Annotated in this window: 14 protein-coding genes; 5 read left to right on the top strand and 9 right to left on the bottom strand. The window is 51.3% G+C overall.

Going from position 1 to position 20,759, the window contains the following annotated elements:
• Positions 1-129: 129 nt before the first annotated feature.
• Positions 130-1,479: an MFS transporter gene (locus KP22_RS11820; RefSeq protein ID WP_039306624.1), complete on the bottom strand. Its 1,350-nt coding sequence runs from the start codon at positions 1,477-1,479 to the stop codon at positions 130-132.
• A 541-nt stretch (positions 1,480-2,020) separates the two neighbouring features.
• On the opposite strand from KP22_RS11820, the gene garD reads away from it, so the two are divergent.
• Together garD and KP22_RS11810 are read left to right on the top strand one after the other, a co-directional pair.
• Positions 2,021-3,595: a galactarate dehydratase gene (gene garD / locus KP22_RS11815; RefSeq protein ID WP_039306621.1), complete on the top strand. Its 1,575-nt coding sequence runs from the start codon at positions 2,021-2,023 to the stop codon at positions 3,593-3,595.
• A gap of 663 nt (positions 3,596-4,258) precedes the next feature.
• Positions 4,259-5,794, top strand: coding sequence for a methyl-accepting chemotaxis protein (locus KP22_RS11810; protein ID WP_039324473.1), 1,536 nt, complete (start codon positions 4,259-4,261; stop codon positions 5,792-5,794).
• Positions 5,795-5,914: 120 nt separating this feature from the next.
• Here the strand turns inward: KP22_RS11810 and KP22_RS11805 are convergent, their stop codons facing one another.
• The 5 genes from KP22_RS11805 to KP22_RS11785 all read right to left on the bottom strand — a co-directional run bounded on the left by KP22_RS11805 (position 5,915) and on the right by KP22_RS11785 (position 14,236).
• The gene (locus tag KP22_RS11805; RefSeq protein WP_039306618.1) at positions 5,915-6,130 is read right to left on the bottom strand and encodes a DUF3820 family protein; all 216 of its coding nucleotides are present in this window, start codon (positions 6,128-6,130) and stop codon (positions 5,915-5,917) included.
• Positions 6,131-6,230: 100 nt separating this feature from the next.
• Positions 6,231-8,303 (bottom strand): NAD-dependent DNA ligase LigA, encoded by a 2,073-nt coding sequence (gene ligA, locus KP22_RS11800; RefSeq protein WP_072012576.1) that lies wholly within the window; start codon positions 8,301-8,303, stop codon positions 6,231-6,233.
• Positions 8,304-8,439: 136 nt separating this feature from the next.
• On the bottom strand, positions 8,440-9,876 hold the full coding sequence (hldE, locus tag KP22_RS11795; RefSeq protein ID WP_039306616.1) for a bifunctional D-glycero-beta-D-manno-heptose-7-phosphate kinase/D-glycero-beta-D-manno-heptose 1-phosphate adenylyltransferase HldE: 1,437 nt from the start codon (positions 9,874-9,876) through the stop codon (positions 8,440-8,442).
• A gap of 114 nt (positions 9,877-9,990) precedes the next feature.
• Positions 9,991-12,846, bottom strand: a complete 2,856-nt coding sequence (gene glnE, locus KP22_RS11790) for a bifunctional [glutamate--ammonia ligase]-adenylyl-L-tyrosine phosphorylase/[glutamate--ammonia-ligase] adenylyltransferase (protein WP_039324418.1) — start codon at positions 12,844-12,846, stop codon at positions 9,991-9,993.
• A 52-nt stretch (positions 12,847-12,898) separates the two neighbouring features.
• On the bottom strand, positions 12,899-14,236 hold the full coding sequence (locus KP22_RS11785; protein WP_039324415.1) for a CYTH domain-containing protein: 1,338 nt from the start codon (positions 14,234-14,236) through the stop codon (positions 12,899-12,901).
• Positions 14,237-14,556: 320 nt separating this feature from the next.
• Here KP22_RS11785 and KP22_RS11780 point away from each other — a divergent pair, with 320 nt between their 5' ends.
• Together KP22_RS11780 and KP22_RS11775 are read left to right on the top strand one after the other, a co-directional pair.
• Positions 14,557-15,177 carry a TIGR04211 family SH3 domain-containing protein gene (locus tag KP22_RS11780; RefSeq protein ID WP_039306607.1) on the top strand — a complete coding sequence of 207 codons (621 nt, stop codon included), beginning with the start codon at positions 14,557-14,559 and terminating at the stop codon, positions 15,175-15,177.
• 108 nt (positions 15,178-15,285) lie between these two features.
• Positions 15,286-16,530: a multifunctional CCA addition/repair protein gene (locus KP22_RS11775; RefSeq protein WP_039306603.1), complete on the top strand. Its 1,245-nt coding sequence runs from the start codon at positions 15,286-15,288 to the stop codon at positions 16,528-16,530.
• Positions 16,531-16,576: 46 nt separating this feature from the next.
• Here KP22_RS11775 and bacA read toward each other — a convergent pair whose 3' ends face one another.
• Positions 16,577-17,395 carry an undecaprenyl-diphosphate phosphatase gene (bacA, locus tag KP22_RS11770; RefSeq protein ID WP_039306601.1) on the bottom strand — a complete coding sequence of 273 codons (819 nt, stop codon included), beginning with the start codon at positions 17,393-17,395 and terminating at the stop codon, positions 16,577-16,579.
• 349 nt (positions 17,396-17,744) lie between these two features.
• The gene (folB, locus tag KP22_RS11765; RefSeq protein ID WP_039306599.1) at positions 17,745-18,098 is read right to left on the bottom strand and encodes a bifunctional dihydroneopterin aldolase/7,8-dihydroneopterin epimerase; all 354 of its coding nucleotides are present in this window, start codon (positions 18,096-18,098) and stop codon (positions 17,745-17,747) included.
• A gap of 107 nt (positions 18,099-18,205) precedes the next feature.
• Here folB and plsY point away from each other — a divergent pair, with 107 nt between their 5' ends.
• The gene (plsY, locus tag KP22_RS11760; protein ID WP_039306597.1) at positions 18,206-18,841 is read left to right on the top strand and encodes a glycerol-3-phosphate 1-O-acyltransferase PlsY; all 636 of its coding nucleotides are present in this window, start codon (positions 18,206-18,208) and stop codon (positions 18,839-18,841) included.
• A gap of 294 nt (positions 18,842-19,135) precedes the next feature.
• Here plsY and KP22_RS11755 read toward each other — a convergent pair whose 3' ends face one another.
• The gene (locus KP22_RS11755; RefSeq protein ID WP_039306594.1) at positions 19,136-20,722 is read right to left on the bottom strand and encodes a methyl-accepting chemotaxis protein; all 1,587 of its coding nucleotides are present in this window, start codon (positions 20,720-20,722) and stop codon (positions 19,136-19,138) included.
• Between the last annotated feature and the right edge of the window lie 37 nt (positions 20,723-20,759).

Genomic DNA, 20,759 nt, shown 5'->3' with positions numbered 1-20,759 from the left:
CCTTTTTACACCGTTAAAGCGGTGGCCTACCTCTTACCCGCGTTTTTATCTGTAAGCAGGCCAAAGCGCCACATACCCCAAGAACGCTGACATAACGATGAATCACTTTTGTATTAATGCATCGGGTAATTATTTAACGAACGGCTTCAATTCGATACGTTTAATATCTTGTACGATGAACAGGTAGCTGACGATGGCAACCAGCGCATGAATCCCGACATACACCAGACCACCATTGAAAGATCCGGTCATCCCAATGATGTAGCCAATTGCTATTGGCGTTACGATACCAGACGCATTGCCGAACATATTGAACAGCCCGCCGCTTAACCCGCTGATTTCTTTCGGTGCCGTATCGGCCATAACCGCCCAGCCCAGCGCACCAATGCCTTTACCGAAGAAGGCCGCCGACATCACGGCAATGACGACCCATTCGGTTTCAACATAGTTACACATCACCATTGACATGGAGAGCAACATACCGAGGACAATAGGCGTTTTACGGGCAAAGGTCAGTGAATTGGTCCGGCGCATCAGGTAATCGGAAATGATGCCGCCCAGAACGCCTCCCACAAAACCACAGATGGCAGGCACCGAAGCGACAAATCCTGCTTTGAGGATCGACATGCCGCGCGCCTGGACCAGATAAAGTGGGAACCAGGTGATGAAGAAGTAGGTTAATGCGTTAATACAGTACTGCCCGATATAGACACCAAGCATCATACGGGACTGCATTAATTGCTTGATCTGATGCCATTTTTCACCCTTCACTGGCGCTTTCTTTGACCCTTTGGCATCCATATTAATCAGTGCGCCACCGGCTTCAATATAGTCCAGTTCAGCCTGATTCACGCCAGGATGATCCTTCGGATCGTGGATCACTTTCAGCCAGACAAAGCTGAGGATGATACCCAATCCACCCATGAACCAGAACACATGCGCCCAACCTACGGCGTGTACCAGCCAGCCCATGATAGGGGCGAAGATCACGGTCGCAAAGTACTGTGCCGAATTGAATATTGCGACGGCTGTTCCACGTTCTTGTGCCGGGAACCAGGCAGCCACAATTCGGCTATTTCCTGGGAAGGAAGGCGATTCACACAGGCCGACCATAAAGCGCAAGAGGAACAGAGAAATGACGATGCCCGCACCGCTGAATATATCGACAAAGCCTTGTAATAAGGTAAAAATCGACCAGGTGAAAATACTGTAGAAATAGACTTTCTTTGAGCCAAAGCGATCGAGCAGCCAGCCTCCGGGTATTTGACCAATAACGTATGCCCAGGAGAACGCAGAGAAAATATATCCCATCCCTACCGCATCCAACCCAATCTCTTTGGACATAGCAGAGCCAGCAATGGACAATGTGGCGCGGTCGCCATAGTTAAATGACGTGACAATAAACAACATCACGACAATCCAGTAGCGGGCGTTTGTTCTCTTTTGTATCGCGCCAGCTGCTGAGCTTACTGTATTCATGATGAACTCCTGCTTCAATCGCGGTTCGCTCATTCATTCCGAATAACAGATAACGTGTAGGGTTATCAGAATGAAGATCAGTGGATAGTTAAATTTCCATTTTTATTTTTTTTGCGAATAGCCAGGCTATATAGCATCAGAGTAATTAGCTGACATCTTCAACTCGCAGAAACATTATAATTTTTACCAGCCAGCCGCTCACTAGATAAAAGCACAACATTAAAAATGTACTTTGGAATATGTTGGTGCACTTGCCCTATATAGTGCGAGGTGTTTCACGAAAAGCGCCGTTATTCTCTTTTTACATTCATACACATTATTTTCATTTCCGTCCTAAAAACAGTGCGCAGACAGAATGTGATCAAACTCACCAAAAACTGGTCCTTCGCCCGATAAATCAGAAACAAAAAGCGCTGGCTTAGGTCAATTGCATAATGTACGAGAAGTGAACCTCACGTATACTCATTAGCGAGCAATGAAGTAATAGTGTGGTAATAGCTACCACAGCGTTTCTGATAAACAAATAATAAAGGCTTGCATCATGTCAGATAAATCAGAAAGTAATGCTGCACAAGAGCAGCCACTTTATATTAAGGTTCACGATTCTGATAATGTTGCCATTGTTGTTAATAATAATGGCTTACGTGCCGGAATCCGGTTTAATGATAATCTGGAATTAATTGAACATGTTCCACAGGGTCATAAAGTTGCTCTTGTTGATATCGCCAAATCAGGTGCAATCATCCGCTATGGCGAAATTATTGGCTATGCGCTGCGCGATATTGCCAAAGGTAGTTGGATTGATGAATCTCTGGTCGAATTACCTCAGGCACCTGCACTGGACACCCTGCCGCTGGCGACCAAAATTCCGCCTTCTCTTCCTGCGCTGGAAGGCTACACCTTTGAGGGCTACCGCAACGCCGATGGCAGCGTAGGTACGAAAAATCTGTTGGGTATTACCACCAGCGTGCACTGCGTCGCGGGTGTAGTCGACTATGTTGTCAAAATTATCGAACGAGATTTATTACCCAAGTATCCCAATGTGGATGGTGTGGTCGCGCTCAATCATCTCTATGGCTGTGGCGTGGCAATCAATGCCCCTGCCGCGGTCGTTCCCATCCGCACTATTCACAATCTGGCGCTGAACCCGAATTTTGGCGGCGAAATACTGATAGTAGGTCTGGGATGTGAAAAATTACAGCCTGAGCGCCTGCTGGAAGGAACGCCAGATGTACAGGTCATCTCTCTCGAAGACACCAGTATTGTCCGCTTGCAGGATGAACACCACGTTGGTTTCCGCTCGATGGTGGATGACATTTTGATGATGGCAGATAAGCACCTGCAACGACTGAACAAACGTCAGCGCGAAACCTGTCCGGCATCAGAATTGGTTGTCGGCATGCAGTGTGGCGGTAGCGATGCTTTCTCTGGCGTCACCGCAAATCCAGCCGTTGGTTTTGCCTCCGACCTGCTGGTACGCTGCGGCGCAACCGTCATGTTCTCTGAAGTAACCGAAGTGCGCGACGCCATTCATCTGTTAACACCGCGCGTCATCAACGAAGAGGTCGGTAAACGTCTGTTGGAAGAGATGGCCTGGTACGATAACTACCTCGACAGCGGCCAGACCGATCGTAGCGCCAATCCATCGCCGGGCAACAAAAAAGGTGGCCTTGCGAACGTGGTGGAAAAAGCGCTCGGATCCATCGCCAAATCTGGCACCAGCGCGATTGTCGAAGTTCTGTCCCCCGGTCAGCGCCCTACCAAACGCGGGTTGATTTATGCGGCAACGCCAGCCAGCGACTTTGTGTGTGGAACCCAGCAGCTCGCTTCCGGCATCACCGTACAGGTATTCACCACCGGTCGCGGCACGCCTTATGGCCTACTTGCCGTACCCGTGATCAAAATGGCGACCCGTACAGCGTTGGCAAACCGCTGGCACGACCTGATGGATATTGATGCGGGTACAATCGCTACCGGAGAGGCGACAATCGAAGACGTTGGCTGGCAGCTTTTTCACTTCATTTTAGATATCGCCAGCGGAAAGAAAAAAACCTGGTCCGATCAATGGGGGCTTCATAACGCCCTCGCCGTTTTCAACCCGGCCCCGGTAACCTGATTATCTTTTTCCGCAGGCCAGAGCCATTATCTGGCCTGCGGATGGCATTATTTGATCTACAATAAATTCAGCCTCAATAAAAATAGAGAAAAGGCAGTAATTAAAACAACAAACATCAACGCAGTAACATTTAATTTCATTAACGCAAAGAAAAAATAAAAAGAAGTTAACAATAAATTCTTCCTATTGTCATTTACTCCCATCCAAGACACATTTTCAGTCAATCCGCTATGTGCTCCCCACTTATTTTTAATCATTTTTTCTCTGATTATTTATTGCCAATAAAATGAATCAATTGACAGGTAATCGTGCTCATCATAAATTTATGCATGCTGAAAAAGCGTGCTAACACTGATGAATTATTTGTTACAAACATATAGTTACAAAATGCCATCACGCACAATATAGGGTCAATAATCCGCTCATTATAAATGATGCAGGGTATTATTTTATTAAGCGAGTAAGACACCCAAAAAATTTCAGTATACCTATTTGAATAATTTGATTATTTACACAGCAATATGCCTGACAGATTTCACGTATCGTCACGCGGCAGCCCTGTAACGTTTCAGCCACTGGAATAACCAGAGCGGCTGGGGCGAGAAAAGCAGCCAGCATGGCTGAACCTGGAAACTGAGCGGGATGCGTACGCCGGGGTTTCTAATGAGATTGAATACACCTGTCACACAGCAGGAGTATCTGTTAGACATGGACACCATATTGATGTCCACAACAAATATTCACAGCCACATTACCTATGCCAACTCTGCCTTCATTAAGGTTAGCGGTTTTTCTGAAGAGCAACTCATCAACCAGCCTCACAATATTGTGCGCCATCCAGACATGCCCGTTGAAGCCTATGCCGACATGTGGTTTACGCTGAAACAAGGTGATAGCTGGACTGGATTAGTTAAAAATCGTCGTAACAACGGCGACCATTACTGGGTTCGCGCCAACGTGACACCGGTTTACCAGCAAGAGCAGCTTGCGGGCTATATCTCGGTACGTAACACGCCCAATGCCGAAGAAATAAAAGCGGCCGAAATGCTATATAGCGCCGTGCAAAAGAAACAGGCGGGTAGCCGCAAGTTCTATAAAGGGCTGGTCGTTCGCACCGGGCTCTTTTCTCCGCTGTCAATCTTGCAGAAATTATCCGTTCGCTGGCGCTTGCGTATCACGGTACTGGCTATGGGGCTCATCCCTGCACTGTGTGCTTTCAGTGGCATGAATCCACTGTGGCTGCTGGCACTGACGCTACTACTCATCGTCATCATGGATCAGTTTCTGCAAAAGCAAATTGCACAGCCAATCAGGATGATACTGAAGCAGGCTCAGCATGTGGTATCTGGCCGTAAAGTAAAGCATATCCATCTCAATCGAGTAGACGAAATTGGCCTGTTGCTACGCTCCGTTAACCAGTTTGGCTTGAACCTACACTCGCTTGTCGATGACGTGAGTACGCAGGTCAAGGGCATCACCAGCGTCAGCCATAAACTGGCAAAAAACAATGTCGATCTGAATACCCGAACAGAAGAAACATCGGCGAATCTGCAACAAACCGCCGCCGCCATTGAAGAAATCACCGTTGCCGTGCAGCAAAGTGCAGAAACAGCGGCACAAGCCACAACCATGGCACAGGCCGCCAGCAGTACCGCCCTTAAAGGTGGCAATATTATGAAGGAAACCATCGGCATGATGGATTCCATCTCCAGCGCCAGCGATAAAATCGTTGATATCATTGGCGTGATAGACAGCATTGCCTTCCAGACCAATATCCTTGCGTTAAACGCAGCGGTTGAAGCCGCCCGCGCTGGCGTACAAGGACGAGGGTTTGCCGTGGTGGCTGCCGAGGTCCGTAATCTGGCACAGCATTCCGCCTCTGCGGCCAAAGAGATTAAAACGTTGATCGACGCCAACGTAGAAAGTGTGAAACAGGGCAGCACGATGGTCGAAAACGCGGGCAAACATATCAGCGACATTGTTGATGAAGTCTTGCAGGTCTCCACGATGATCAAAGAGATCAGCAACGCAACGCATGAACAAACCTCAGCACTCGGCCTGATCAATACCTCTATCGCACAGATAGAACAAATGACGCAGCGCAACACCGACATGGTTACGCATTCAACAGAAGCCGCTGAAGGGCTAAACCTTCAGGCAAGGCGACTGCACAGCGCGATTAACGTGTACGGCAGTTAACTGACATCATTTCATCAATATCTCTGGCAAGAGAGTAAGGAAATAACTCCGATGAACTTATAGGCAATACCGCAGACGTTCGCGGTACTGCCTGTAAAAAATCAGGGCGAAATGCGACAATCAGCGTTTTTTCAGTGGCGTTACCAAACCTTGCAGACCCTCTATCTTGATTGCCAGCGTAATTTGCATCAATTCCCCTAAACGCCCCTGAGGAAATTCATCCTTGCGGGAAAACCACAGCAGGTACTCTTCCGGTAAATCGATCAGCACCCGCCCTTTATATTTACCAAAAGGCATCTGCATCCTGGCAATCTCTATCAGGTCTTCTTTTTCCACCCGCCTTCACTCCCAATAGCTTCGTCGTTTCAGGTTCGAGATACACAGAGCGACCATGAGGCGAGGCCCCATTTGGAAACCTCATCCCGTGTTTCTCCTATCACGATCTTACGTCACCGTGATTATCCAATAGACGGATCATTTCCGCCTCATCGATTACTGTAATTCCTAATTCTTGCGCCTTCGCCAGTTTAGAACCTGCGGCTTCACCGGCAATCACCATATTGGTTTTCTTCGAAACGCTGCCGCTCACTTTTGCCCCTAACGCCGTTAGCCGATCTTTGGCTTCATCACGGGACAAAACACTCAGCGATCCGGTCAATACCACCGTTTTCCCCGCAAATGGGCTGTCGATCTCTTCGGCATTGACGACCTGAACGTCGGGCCAGTGGATGTTGATGCCAGCGGGATCGGTCAGTTCGCGGATCACGGTTTGGTTGTGCTCTTCCTCAAGGAAGTGACGCACATGCGCGGCAACGACTTTACCGACATCCGGCACCTCCAGCAGCGCGTCTTCATCGGCAGCAAAAAGCGCCTCCAGCGAACCAAAATGGGCAGCCAGATTGGCAGCCGTCGATTCGCCAACATCACGAATTCCCAACGCATACAGGAAACGCGCCAGCGTGGTGCTTTTCGCTTTTTCCAGCGCATTGACCAAGTTCATCGCGGACTTCGGCCCCATGCGATCCAGCCCCGTCATGATCCCAGCGCTCAGGCGAAATAGATCGGCTGGTGTTTTGACGTACTCTTTTTCCACCAGTTGATCGATGATCTTGTCTCCCATGCCCTCAACATCCAGCGCACGACGAGAGACAAAATGCTTCAGCGCTTCTTTACGCTGGGCACCACAGATCAAGCCACCGGTACAACGCGTGACAGCTTCCCCTTCCACTCGTTCAACGTCAGATCCACATACAGGGCAAGCCGCAGGGAAAACGATCGGTTGCACCGTTTCGGGCCGTTCAGATTCCACGATGCCGACGATCTGAGGGATCACATCCCCCGCCCGACGCACAATCACGCGATCGCCAATCTGCAAACCTAGCCGCTCAATTTCATCGGCATTATGCAACGTCGCGTTACTAACGATTACACCCGCCACGGCGACCGGTTCCAGACGCGCAACGGGAGTAATCGCTCCCGTCCGCCCAACCTGAAACTCGACATCGCGCACCCAGGTCAGTTGTTCCTGCGCGGGGAATTTAAATGCCACCGCCCAGCGAGGCGCACGGGCAACGAACCCTAATCGTTCCTGTAATGCCAGCGAATCAACTTTGACAACGACGCCATCAATATCAAAACCTAACGCACTGCGCGTCTGTTCAATATGACGATAAAAATCGAGTACCTCGGCCGGACCGGTGCATAGCTTAACTCTGTCGCTAACTGGCAGCCCCCACGCCTTGAACTGCATCAACCGCTCCCAGTGGCTCGCGGGCAGTTCACCGCCTTCCAACAGGCCAACGCCATAGCAGAAGAAGGTCAGCGGGCGTTTAGCCGTAATGCGTGGATCGAGCTGGCGCAGCGATCCAGCAGCGGCGTTACGCGGGTTGGCAAAGACTTTACTTCCTGTACGGCGAGCCTCTTCGTTTAACTTCTCAAAGCCGCTGTGTTTCATAAACACTTCGCCGCGGACTTCAACACGGCGCGGAATATTGTCACCTTCAAGGCGCAATGGGATAGCCCCAACGGTACGGATGTTACTGGTGATATTTTCCCCAGTCGTGCCATCTCCGCGCGTGGCCGCCTGTACCAGAACGCCATCCTCATACAACAGGCTGACAGCCAAACCATCCAGTTTCAATTCACAGCAGAATGTCAGATCGTCACCGTTCTTCAGCCTGTCACCAATTCGTTTGCTGAAAGCCAGATAGCTTTCTTCATCAAATACGTTATCCAGCGATAGCATCGGCACTTCATGGCGAACCTGTTCAAATGCGGCCAGTGGTGCCGCACCAACGCGCTGCGTAGGAGAATCACTCGTCACCAGTTCTGGGTGCTCGGCTTCTAACGCCTTCAGTTCCTGCATGAGTTTGTCATATTCGATATCAGGAATTTCAGGTGCATCTTCAACGTGATATTTGTATTCGTGATCGCGTAAGACCCGGCGCAACTCCGCTGCCCGCAGTGCGGCCACATTCACTTCGGCTGGTTCTTTCTTCACTGGTTTCATACCTGTTTTATCTGACGTGTCGCCCTGTCGGCGTCATGATTTTTATGATTCTCGCCCGTGGTAGGCAGGGCGAGAATCATTAGCTTGCGGCCTGAACGGCCTCGAAACAGTTCGAGCGCCGTCAGTTTTATTTCGTTTAAGATTGAGACGTGCTGGCTTTAATCGTGTTGATGATATTTGTCGTGGAGCAACCGTCCTCAAAGTTCAGGACTTTCACTTCACCGCCGTTGGCCCAGACCTCTTCACTACCGGCGATTTCATGTGGCTGGTAGTCTCCGCCTTTCACCAAAATGTCCGGCAGAATGCTGGCAATCAGGCGCTGCGGCGTATCTTCTTCAAACGGCACAACCCAGTCGACAGCTTCCAGCGCACCCAGCACGATCATCCGCTGCGGCAACGGGTTTACCGGTCGAGTCGGCCCCTTCAGGCGTTTAGTTGAGGCATCGCTGTTGACCGCAACAATTAACCGATCGCCAAGTCTGCGGGCATTTGCCAGATAGGACACATGCCCTGCATGTAGAATATCGAAGCAGCCGTTGGTCATCACAATTTTTTCGCCACGCTGACGCGCCAGCTCAACGGCCTGTTTCAACTGTTCTTCGGTCATTACGCCAAATCCGGTGTCGGCACGGCCACGGATAGCATTTTCCAACTCAATCGGCGTGACCGTTGATGTTCCCAACTTACCAACAACAACGCCTGCGGCGGCATTTGCCAGGAAGCAGGCTTCTTCCAGCGGATTCCCCGCCGCCAGCGCAGCAGCCAGAATACCAATTACGGTATCGCCAGCACCGGTCACGTCATACACTTCCTGCGCTTGCGTCGGCAAATGCAGTGGTGGTTTACCCGGCTGTAGCAGCGTCATTCCTTGTTCGGAACGAGTGATCAGTAGCGCGGACAGATCGTAATCGGCCACCAACTGCATACCGCGCTCAACCAGTTCTTCTTCCGTTTTACAACGTCCAGCGACCGCTTCAAATTCAGACAGGTTCGGTGTCAGCAGCGTCGCACCGCGGTAACGGGAAAAATCCGTACCTTTCGGGTCGATCAGTACTGGAACGCCAGCCGCTTTTGCCGTCTGAATCATGGTTTGTACATGTGCTAATGCGCCTTTTGCATAGTCAGACAGCACCAACGCGCCAATTTTCGGCAGTGCCTGTTGGATACGCTCGATGATAGGTTGAGGATCAATCCCCTCAAAACCCTCTTCAAAATCCAGTCTAATCAGCTGTTGATTGCGTGACAGTACGCGCAGCTTGGTGATCGTCGGGTGCGTAGGAACAGAGACAAAGTCACACTTCACATTCACTTCGCCAAGTTTGGCGTTCAGTGCACGTGCAGCATCATCAACCCCCGTCAGCCCTACCAGACGCGATCCCGCCCCTAATGCTGCGATGTTCATTGCGACATTCGCCGCGCCACCTGGACGCTCTTCGATCGTATCAACCTTGACCACAGGCACCGGCGCCTCTGGTGAAATTCGGCTGGTTGGCCCATACCAGTAACGATCCAGCATGACATCACCAACCACTAACACACCCGCTTGACGGAAATCAGGCAGCGTCACTTTCATCCTCTACTCCAGGCTTATTTCGCATAATGCGCGTAATAATATCATAGGCACTATGATTACACGTCACCGCTCCGAATATCTTCGCTGAGCGTTTGACCACATATATTGGGGAATTTACACGCCCATCAGCCATTTATTCCAACTCACCAACACCTGCTCACGCTCCGCCACAAACCGATCCTTGCTAACCCGTCCGGACAGTTCCTGCAAAGCCAGATGGTGCAGTTCATTGCGCATCGTAACGTAGGCCAGCTTGAGCGCGTTGGCTTCGCTCTCATCCATCACGCCATACTGTGCCATCAGCTCCAGAATACGCACATTATCTGACCAACGAGTCAAACGCGGTTCCTCAGCGGCGTAGCGCAGCACCAGATACTGGGCGATAAATTCGATATCCGTAATGCCGCCCGCATCCGTTTTGATATCAAAGAGTGATTTGTCCTTGTTCGCTAAATGCTGACGCATTTTTTCCCGCATTTCCCGCACTTCGGTTCGCAAAGTATCCGCATCACGCTCTGCACAGAGGATACTGCGGCGGATAGACTCAAATGTCTGCTGCACGCCACTTTCGCCGTACACCATACGCGCGCGCACCAGCGCCTGATGTTCCCACGTCCATGCCTCATTACGCTGATAATCATCAAACGCTTCAACCGTGCTTACCAACATGCCAGCCGCGCCCGATGGCCGCAAACGGGCATCCACTTCATACAGAATGCCCGATGACGTGCGGGTACTAAACAGATGCATCACACGCTGAGCAAGGCGCAGATAAAACTGGCGACCATCAATACTGCGCTCGCCATCCGTCATCACGTCCGATGGGCAATCCAACAAGAACACCAAATCCAGATCGGAGCTATAACCCAGTTCCCAGCCCCCGAGCTTGCCATAGGCAATGACGGCAAAACCACGGCCTTCACGATGCTGCAAGTGGGATGGTTGGCCATAACGCTCCACCATCTGTGCCCACGCCTGCTGAACCACTGCCGCGATAATCGCTTCCGCTAAATACGTTAAGTGATCGCTCACTTTCATCACCGGCAGTACGCCACCAATATCTCCTGCGGCGATGCGTAGCTGTTGTGACTGCTTGAACTGGCGAACGGCTTCCAACTGTTGTTCTTCATCTTCCTCAGGGACGCGCATCAAATACTGACGCAACTCATCAACATATGCGCCCGGTGCCGTCGGATGATACAGCGTTGATGCATCCAGCAATTCATCCAGCAGAAGGGGATAACGCGCCAGTTGGCTGGCAACCATCGGCGAAGCCACACACAGACGAATCAACTGAGCCAGAGCAGCACGAGACTCTAGTAACAGTTCGAGATAGGTAGTTCGAGTGACGATCCCCAATAGCAGTGGGGTCAGGCGAGACAACACTGTATCCGCCTCCTGACGAGCACAAACTTCCGCGAGCAAACACGGCATGAGCTGATCCAGTACATCCCGCCCACGCGGCCCTATTGTGCGTTTCGCCACATCGTGGCGAAATTCCACAATCGTCCGCATCAGTTTTTCACGCACGGATTCCGTAAGATGCGGCGTCAGCGGAGCCAGTTCACCATCATCCAGCGTGTCATGCCATAGGCTGCTATAGCTGCTATGTTCGGGGATATCATTGTTGTCCGGCGCATCATCGCCAATCAGGTCATCAAATACGTGGCGCACCGCCTGCATATGCTGTGACAACATGGATTGCAGCGTGTCCCAGCTGTCGAGACCCATCCCCCATGCTAGTCGTTGTTGATTCAGTTCATCACTCGGCAGCGTTTGCGTCTGCTCATCGGCAATCGCCTGCAACAGGTTTTCCAGACGGCGCAGAAACAGATAAGAAGTACTGAGATCGAGCACCTGCTGCGGAGTTAATAACCCCAAGGTTCCCACATGCTGGAGCGTAGGCAGCAGTGAACGCCCCTGTAGCCCCGGTTCACGCCCACCGCGAATCAGTTGGAAAACCTGCGTGATAAATTCGATTTCACGAATCCCACCAGCGCCTAACTTAATGTTGTTACGCAAATCACGACGACGTACTTCGCGAGCAATCATGCTCTTCATATTTCGCAAGGACTGAATCACGCTAAAATCAATATAGCGACGAAAGACGAAGGGCTTCAGCGTACTACGTAGTTCCTGACTGTACGCATCGTCCATTCCTCCCATCAGGCGCGCCTTAACCATCGCGTAGCGCTCCCAATCGCGCCCCTGTTCCTGATAATAATCCTCCATGGCCGCGAAACTGAGCACCAGTGGACCACTGTCGCCAAAGGGGCGTAGCCGCATGTCCACACGGTAAACAAAGCCATCGACGGTTGGCTGATCCAGCACCTTAATAAGCCGCTGCCCCAGACGTGTGAAGAACTGCGCGTTATCCAGCTCGCGCCGCCCGCCTTGCGTATGACCATTTTCGGGATAGACGAAGATCAGGTCGATGTCCGAAGAGAAGTTAAGCTCTCCCCCACCCAATTTTCCCATACCCAGAATCAGTAGAGGCTGAGCCACACCCTGAGCATTGCAAGGTGTACCCCACTCACGACAGCAGGCCTGATATAGCCAGCTTCTGGCCGCCACAATCACCACTTCGGCCAGTTCACTGAGTTGGCGCAGCGTGTGCTCCGTGGTACTGGTTTGCAGCGCCTGCGACCACGCAATCCGCGTCAGCATATGGCGGCGAAACTGACGCAAGGTCACCATCAACGTATTTTCATCCTTAACATCGGCCAATGCGTGACTCAACCAGTCGGCGTAGTGCTGCCACTCTTCGGGCTGTGGCGGCTGCTGATGAATCCCCTGCCACCAGTCAGGATGCAGCGCAAGCGCATCGCTGACAAAATCACTCAATGCAAGAACAGCCGCGTCGCTGTCTGTTATCGGTTCATCAGGCGCAGCCTCTCGCAAACGCGACAACGCACGCTGAGATTGTTCCATCAGAAGCACAGGTAAAGCGGGCAAAGGAAGTATCGACATGGGGGTTCCCTTGATGCGCCGCCTATCTTCACTGACAAGCGGCAGTTAACGGTTACTGTGAGGGTCCGCCGCTATGCAGCCAGAACGGAGGCAGGGTCAACACGGTTTTACGATAGGTTTCCAGATACACAGAGGGAGCCTGCCCAGTCGCAATCCGCTCAATTTCCCGCAGCAGTGTCTGCCAGTGTTCGACGTAGGCTTCCACTTGCTCCGTCGGATAGGCTCCGGATAAGAGAAGAAAAGCGTAGAGATTACGTTGCAAGCGGGGGATTTGCTGTTCGTACTGCGCTTCCGTCAATTGAGAAGAGAAAGCACTTTTCAACTCAGCCGTGCTACGGCTGAGCATAATGTCGGCAAAGCGTTTGAACGAACCCTGTAGCTTAATGCGATCTTTCTTATCCATATAGTCACACCAGCCAGATTCAACCAGCCAGGAAGTTAGTACCAACTTACTTTGCAGGTAGTCGGCTCGGTAACACACCTCAGCGCCATCGGGGCTTTGTATCCGGCTTTCCAGAGTAGCAAGTGCAGAGCGAAAAAGCGTGGTGACCTTGCGTAACACGACGCCGCCGACCAGCACCAGCATTTCACGCATCAGTGCGCTAGCCTGTGGCAGAGCGTCACGCGCAGAGGAATCCCCTCTAGCCCAAAGTTCTTCATGGTATTGCCAATGACTCAACCCTAGTTCCAGCGCCGCGCGGATGGCCTGATCGATATTGGTTTTTGGATCCACAACCAATCGATTGAGAGGAAGACACTCGCGAACCGGGTTGCCTTTAGCCAGATGATACCCGCGCGCCGCCTTACTCAGGCTGCCCTGCCGCATACCACCAAACTCCGCGATTTCCTTTGCCAGCTCCAGCAGATGGGTGGTCTGCCCAATCTTAAGCTCCATCTCCAGTTCGCACAGCGGTTCACTCAGATCCCCAGCACGAATTTCACCACGATCTAGCGCAACCTCAATCACGCTTTGGTAGTAAGTAAACACCCACTTTTCACGCGTAAAATCGGTGCTAAACAGCGGGTTAACCGATGATTGCAGCACGTCAATATCGCAATCTTCCGGCCAGACTTCCGCCGGAAACAGGCTGAGATCCAGCTCGGCCTTCTCAAGCTCAATGTTATATTCTGGGTGTTGATGCAGCCCGCCAATCACCTTACCAGCCGTTTTCGCCGTCATCTCGTAGCGTTCATTCTCGCCACGAATACGCAGGCCGATGCCATTGCGGCGCAAGTAATTATCCGCCGTTTCATAATAGATATTGCTCAGGCGCTGAGCACGCATGTGCTCATACTGGCTATAATCACTTTCCCATTCAGACAGTTGCGTCAGCAGCGATTCAACGCTGTCGGGATGAACAATAAATTTCAGCTCAATTTCTTCACTCATAGCATTCACAACACCAAGACTGCGTTCATTATCATGTCAGTAAATAACATTTTACTTCACCTTACTACCCTTACCGCACACACTCTTTTTCACCTGCGAACAAGCGCGCATTTCTTATGCAAACCTGCCATTAGCGACACAGCTTTCCTCGCTTAAACACGCCGCCCACCACCTTCTAAGAACCTATCCCAGTAGGCGTTACTTGTGTGAAATGGCCCTAATCGGTAGGTTCTAAGACTGTTCTCATTTCGGTTTATACGTTGCCTCGTCAGACTTAAGCCTCTACTATCGGACCACCATTAACGCAACATGATGATCTTATGCAGAAATTAGGCTTACTCTGTTTTACTTTATTTTCTCTCACACTGAGCTGGACCGCACAAGCGGAAGAAAAACGCTACATTTCCGATGAGTTATTGACGTATGTCCACAGCGGCCCTGGCAATCAATATCGTATCGTCGGCACACTGAATGCGGGTGCAGAGGTCACGTTACTCAGCGTTAATGAAAACGCGGGTTATGCGCAGATCCGTGATGACAAAAACCGAACTACCTGGATTCCTCTCGACCAGCTTAGCAATACACCGAGCCTGCGCACGCGGGTGCCGGAGCTGGAAAAACAGGTAAAAGACCTGACTGACAAGCTGAATAATATCGATCAGACCTGGAACCAGCGTACTGCTGACATGCAGCAGAAAGTCGCTGCAAGTGATAGCGTTATCAACGGGTTACGTCAGGAAAATCAGGATCTGAAAAATCAGCTTATCGTCGCACAGAAGAAAGTCAGCGCGGCAAATGTCCAACTTGACGATAAGCAACGCACCATCATTCTACAGTGGTTTATGTATGGCGGCGGCGTTGCTGGCATAGGCTTGTTGCTGGGTCTGCTGTTGCCACATATCATTCCTCGCAAAAAGAAAAATGACCGTTGGATGAGCTAACCGGAATACGTGCCTGCTTCTTGCAGGCATTTTTCTTTGCAGCCAACGTAGCGACGCAAAGATGGTAGTATGCAGTGAAGTATTGGTTATTTATTCAGGAGCCCGACGTTGAAGATTTACCTTGTCGGCGGCGCTGTTCGGGACAGCCTGCTGGGTTTACCCGTCACTGAGAAAGATTGGGTGGTGGTCGGCGCTACGCCAGAGCATCTGCTTGCGCAGGGCTACCAACAGGTCGGAAAAGATTTTCCCGTCTTCTTACACCCCGTCAGCCGCGATGAATACGCCCTCGCGCGTACCGAACGTAAATCCGGCAAAGGCTACACCGGATTTGTCTGTCACGCCGAACCAGATGTCACGTTAGAGCAAGATTTGCTCCGCCGAGATTTGACTATCAATGCCATTGCTCGTACCGAGCGTGGCGCTCTGATCGATCCTTATCACGGCCGTCGCGATCTCGAGAATCGCGTACTGCGCCACGTTTCCGACGCGTTCAGCGAAGATCCGTTACGGGTGCTGCGTGTTGCCCGTTTTGCCGCGCGTTTTGCTCATCTCGGTTTCCAGATTGCAGAAGAAACCATGGCGCTAATGCAAAAAATGGCGCATGAAGGCGAACTGGCCTACCTGACGCCAGAACGCGTCTGGAAAGAGACGGAAAAAGCACTCGGCACCTCGTCGCCGGATGTCTATTTTCAGGTGTTGCGTGACTGCGGTGCACTAGCCGTACTGTTCCCTGAAATCGATAATCTGTATGGCGTACCTGCCCCTGCCAAATGGCACCCGGAAATCGATACTGGCATTCATACCATGATGACGGTGGCGATGGCCGCACGCCTCAGCCCTGAGATTGACGTACGCTTTGCTACGCTGTGCCACGATTTAGGAAAAGGGCTAACGCCACCTGAACTATGGCCGCGTCATCTTGGTCACGGCCCGGCAGGCGTCAAGTTGGTTGAAGCACTGTGCGTGCGCCTGCGCGTGCCTAATCCGCTTCGTGATTTGGCGAAGCTAGTTGCGGAATATCATGACCTGGTTCATACCGTGCAGGTGCTGCAACCCAAAACCTTGCTGAAGCTATTTGATGCGATTGACGTCTGGCGCAAGCCACAGCGCCTGGAACAGTTAGCGCTGACTAGCGAAGCCGATGCCAGAGGCAGAGCCGGTTTTGAAGAGAATCCTTATCCACAGGGCGATTACCTGCGTGAAGCCTTCCGCGTCGCCAGTCAGGTCAGCAGTGCAAGCGTCGTCGCCGACGGCTTTACAGGCATTGATGTGCGCAATGAACTAGCTCGCCGCCGAATTCATGCACTGGCAGACTGGAAAGCACAACAGCCTGATGTATCAAGTACGTCCTAAAAAAGAGGCCACGCATGAGCGTGGCCTCTTTGCATAGCACTCAGTCTTACATAAACACCATGTAAACCACGCCCGCGACGATAAAACGATAAATCGCGAACGGTACAAACGAGATACGTTTGATGATTTTCAGGAAGGTTTTAATCGCAATCAGTGCCACGATAAACGCCGTCACGAAACCAACGGCAAACATCGGCACATCGGCCAACGACAGGAAATGCCAGCTTTTGTACAAATCCAGAACGGTCGCGCCCATCATCATGGGAACCGCCAGAATAAAAGAGAACTCAGAGGCCGCATAGCGGCTTACTCCCATCAGCATTCCACCGGAAATCGTCGCCCCCGAACGTGAAAAACCTGGCCACAGCGCCAGACATTGAAAACAGCCAATCATAAACGCCTGACGATGCGTAATATCATCCAGCCCAACAGCGCGCGGTTTTTTAGGCTTGAGCCATTCAGCCGCTAACAGCAGGAAACCCCCGACGACCAGCGCGTACATCACGTTCTGGGGATAAAACAATGATTTGATTACGTCATGGAAAATCAGCCCAAGCACCACTGCGGGAATCATCGCCAGCAGGATGTGCGTCAACTTCAGTCGGCCAGCCGTATGCCCCTCGTGAGCCACTTCACCGAAGTGAATCCCAATCAGGCCAAAAAGGCGACGCCAGAACATGACGACAACCGCAAGAATCGAACCAAGCTGGATGATAACTTCAAACGTCTTGGCTTTCTCATCAACAAACCCTAACCAATGACCAACAATAATCATATGCCCCGTAGACGATACGGGCAAAAACTCGGTCAGTCCTTCGACCACGCCAAGAATAAATGCGGTTAGCAATGAATGCAGGTCAGTCATCTAAAAATCCTTGCCTCAAATAAAAAACGAAAATACAGCCCATAAAAAAGCGGCTGCGTACTTTCGCGAGCCGCTACCACCCCCTAAATAATTCGAGTTGCATGCAGGCGGCAAGAGAAAGAACCCCGATGAGCTTACTCAAGTAAGTGATTCGGGTGAGCGTCAAATCTGCCTCTGGCAGATTTGACGCTACTTGCAGCGGCTCCTACGGAGCGAGGTCCACGTAAGTGAGCCGAGTAACGCACCAACGTACATGCAGCTTGAAGTATGACGGGTATAACTGGCTTATAGACTATTTGGGTTACGGTTTAGTTGCACGTAAATCAGTATTTATTCTGTTAAATCAGATTTATCGCGCACCCCGCTCAATAATGACGCCAACCTGACGAGCCTGCGCGACTGCACCCGGCTTGCTAAGCTTGATCCGCAGCCAGGGAATCGAGAAGCGCTGCATCAGCATGTGTGCGACTTCTTCAGCAACACGCTCCACCAGAGCAAAGCGCTGGTTTGCCACATGGGCCATCACCGCATCACTGACATCAGCATAGCTCAGACAATCATTAACATCGTCACTGGCCGCGGCCTGACGGTTATCCCAGCCCATTTCGATATCGAACACCAGTTTCTGCTGGATAGTCTGTTCCCAATCGTAAACACCAATCGTAGTGATTACGGTAAGTTCTTCAATAAATACGATATCCATCACGCCGTTCTCTGTTTTTGTTGCTGTCGGATACCACTTCCGACGGAATATGCGTATTATCCACAGATGAGAAGAGTAAAACGACCCTTATTAAACGGAATGGCGTTATGAGTGTTACCGCGCTTGGTATGATGTTAATCGCGTATCTGTGTGGCTCTGTTTCCAGTGCAATTTTGTTCTGCAAAATTACTGGGCTGCCCGATCCGCGTCAGCATGGTTCTGGGAATCCTGGAGCCACTAACGTATTGCGTATTGGCGGCAAAGCGGCCGCTGCAACCGTCTTGGTCTTTGACATACTGAAAGGTATGCTGCCTGTCTGGGCCGCTTATGCGTTGGGTGTTACGCCGTTGTACCTCGGGTTAACCGCCATCGCTGCCTGCCTCGGACACATTTATCCCGTCTTTTTCCACTTTCGCGGGGGTAAAGGCGTGGCAACAGCCCTTGGCGCTATTGCCCCAATCGGTTGGGATCTGACGGGTCTGATGACGGGTACCTGGCTACTGACCGTATTGTTGAGCGGCTATTCCTCGCTCGGCGCCATTGTTAGTGCGCTCATCGCACCGTTTTATGTCTGGTGGTTCAAACCACAATTTACCTTCCCCGTCGCGATGCTCTCTTGCCTGATACTGATGCGTCACCACGACAATATCCAACGCCTATGGCGCGGACAGGAAAGTAAAATCTGGGATAAGTTGCGCAAGAAGAAAAAACCGGAAGACGAACAGACGTCCTCCGAAGAATAAGACAAAAAAATTCCCGTTTTCACGGGAATTTTTTTATGAAAGATACCCCTAAATAATTCGAGTTGCGTGACAAAACGTTAACGTTTTGAACAACGCTAGCGCTGGCCCGAAGGGTGGACCCCATTTATGAGGTCCATTAATCCCCAGGAGCTTACTCAAGTAAGTGACTGGGGTGAGCGACAAATCAGCTTCTAGCTGATTTGAACGCCGCTTGCGGCGGCCCTTTAGGGCGAGGCCATAAGTTGGCCGAGTAACAAAGCCAACGCACATGCAGCTTGAAGTATGAAGGGGGAATTAGAATCGGCCGATGGCGGCAAACGCCTGCGACTGCACTTTAAACTGTGCCATGCTTTCTGCTAACAGACGCGCCTGATCCTCTAATGAGCGTGTAGCGGCCGCAGACTCTTCGACCAGAGACGCATTTTGCTGTGCGACTTCATCCATCTGCGATACCGCCAGGTTCACCTGCCCAATACCATTGCTCTGCTCACGCGTTGCCGTTGAGATTTCACGCATTAGCGACGTCACTCGTGCCACAGCATCAGAAACGTCATTCATCGTTTCGCCCGCCATTTTTGCCATAACAGTACCTTCACTGACGCGGCTCTGAGATTCTTCCATCAGCGTTTTGATCTCTTTCGCCGATTGCGCACTGCGCTGCGCCAGATTACGGACCTCCCCTGCAACAACAGCAAAGCCACGCCCCTGCTCACCCGCCCGCGCGGCTTCAACTGCCGCATTCAGCGCCAAAATATTGGTCTGGAACGCGATGCCGTCAATCACTGCCAGAATATCGCCAATACGTGCGGAGCTGCTGGAGATCATCTGCATTTTCTCAATCATGCCCCCCACCGTCTCGCTGCCTTTAGTGGCAATATCAGACACATTTTGCGCCAGCGTATGGGCTTGTTCCGCACTCTCCGCGTTTAGCGTTACCGTAGCGGTCAACTGCTCCATACTGGCTGCGGTTTCTTCCAGCGATGATGCCGACTCTTCCGTGCGAGCAGCCAGATGAGTATTACCGGATGAGAGTTCGCGAGTACCAACGTCAATCTGCATCCCCGCATCGCGGACGCGGCCAACGGCAGTTGCCAACGAATGCTGCATTGCCTTCATCGCTTGAATCAGGCGGCCAATTTCATTATTGCCGCCATCGTCAATACGCTGGGTTAGATCGCCATGGGCAATAAATTCCAACTGGGCGACAGTCTCTTCAAGCGGAGACAAAATGGAACGCTTCAGTGCAATCCAGGCAGCCAATACCAGCAGCAGAACGACAACACAAACAATACCGATGATCACCAGACGTTCAAACGCAAAGCGTTCTGCTTCTGTGAGCATATTTTCCCCAACGTCCAGCCCAAAGTCGCGGAACTCATTCGCTACCTTATCCATCTTAACGCTCAGCGGTGGTAGTACGTCTTGCAATAACACGTAATAAGCAGCCACATCGCCGCGTTTCAGCGCATCAACCATTGGCTGAACGCCAAGATTCATGTATTGCTCGTAGTTGCTTTTAACCTCTGCGGCCATTTTGGCACCGCGCTCCGTTACGGTGCCGTAGGAAAGAAAGCGCGCCATTTCTTTATGGGAGAGCGCCGTATAGGCTTCCGCTCGTGCTACAGATGCATTTGCAAGATCGGTCAGTCCGTTTTCCATCTGACGAGCAGCCAGAGCAGCCCCTGTTCTTGCACGCAGCGAGGCGGTATAGCTCCCAGCCAGCGCGGTGACCTCTTTGCCCTGAATCTTGTCGATTGTCGTAAGCGAAGTGATTCCCTGATTGATTGAAGTGATGCCAATTCCGCAAACCAGCAATAAAAGCAGTACCATCGTTCCTAACAAAGCAATCAAGCTCGTCTTGATTGTGATGTTTCTTAACATTTTCGTTTCCCTAGGATTACAACTAGTAAGTAAATGC

Origin of the sequence: Pectobacterium betavasculorum, from assembly GCF_000749845.1 — a bacterium.
Taxonomy (GTDB): domain Bacteria; phylum Pseudomonadota; class Gammaproteobacteria; order Enterobacterales; family Enterobacteriaceae; genus Pectobacterium; species Pectobacterium betavasculorum.
This window is presented reverse-complemented; position numbering and strand designations above follow the sequence as displayed.

What these genes read in the sequence shown, in the direction of transcription:
- KP22_RS11820 (WP_039306624.1), bottom strand. Translation starts at nt 1,479, where the DNA reads ATGAATACAGTAAGCTCAGCAGCTGGCGCGATACAAAAGAGAACAAAC.
- garD (WP_039306621.1), top strand. Translation starts at nt 2,021, where the DNA reads ATGTCAGATAAATCAGAAAGTAATGCTGCACAAGAGCAGCCACTTTAT.
- KP22_RS11810 (WP_039324473.1), top strand. Translation starts at nt 4,259, where the DNA reads ATGAGATTGAATACACCTGTCACACAGCAGGAGTATCTGTTAGACATG.
- ligA (WP_072012576.1), bottom strand. Translation starts at nt 8,303, where the DNA reads ATGAAACCAGTGAAGAAAGAACCAGCCGAAGTGAATGTGGCCGCACTG.
- hldE (WP_039306616.1), bottom strand. Translation starts at nt 9,876, where the DNA reads ATGAAAGTGACGCTGCCTGATTTCCGTCAAGCGGGTGTGTTAGTGGTT.
- glnE (WP_039324418.1), bottom strand. Translation starts at nt 12,846, where the DNA reads ATGTCGATACTTCCTTTGCCCGCTTTACCTGTGCTTCTGATGGAACAA.
- KP22_RS11785 (WP_039324415.1), bottom strand. Translation starts at nt 14,236, where the DNA reads ATGAGTGAAGAAATTGAGCTGAAATTTATTGTTCATCCCGACAGCGTT.
- KP22_RS11780 (WP_039306607.1), top strand. Translation starts at nt 14,557, where the DNA reads ATGCAGAAATTAGGCTTACTCTGTTTTACTTTATTTTCTCTCACACTG.
- bacA (WP_039306601.1), bottom strand. Translation starts at nt 17,395, where the DNA reads ATGACTGACCTGCATTCATTGCTAACCGCATTTATTCTTGGCGTGGTC.
- folB (WP_039306599.1), bottom strand. Translation starts at nt 18,098, where the DNA reads ATGGATATCGTATTTATTGAAGAACTTACCGTAATCACTACGATTGGT.
- plsY (WP_039306597.1), top strand. Translation starts at nt 18,206, where the DNA reads ATGAGTGTTACCGCGCTTGGTATGATGTTAATCGCGTATCTGTGTGGC.
- KP22_RS11755 (WP_039306594.1), bottom strand. Translation starts at nt 20,722, where the DNA reads ATGTTAAGAAACATCACAATCAAGACGAGCTTGATTGCTTTGTTAGGA.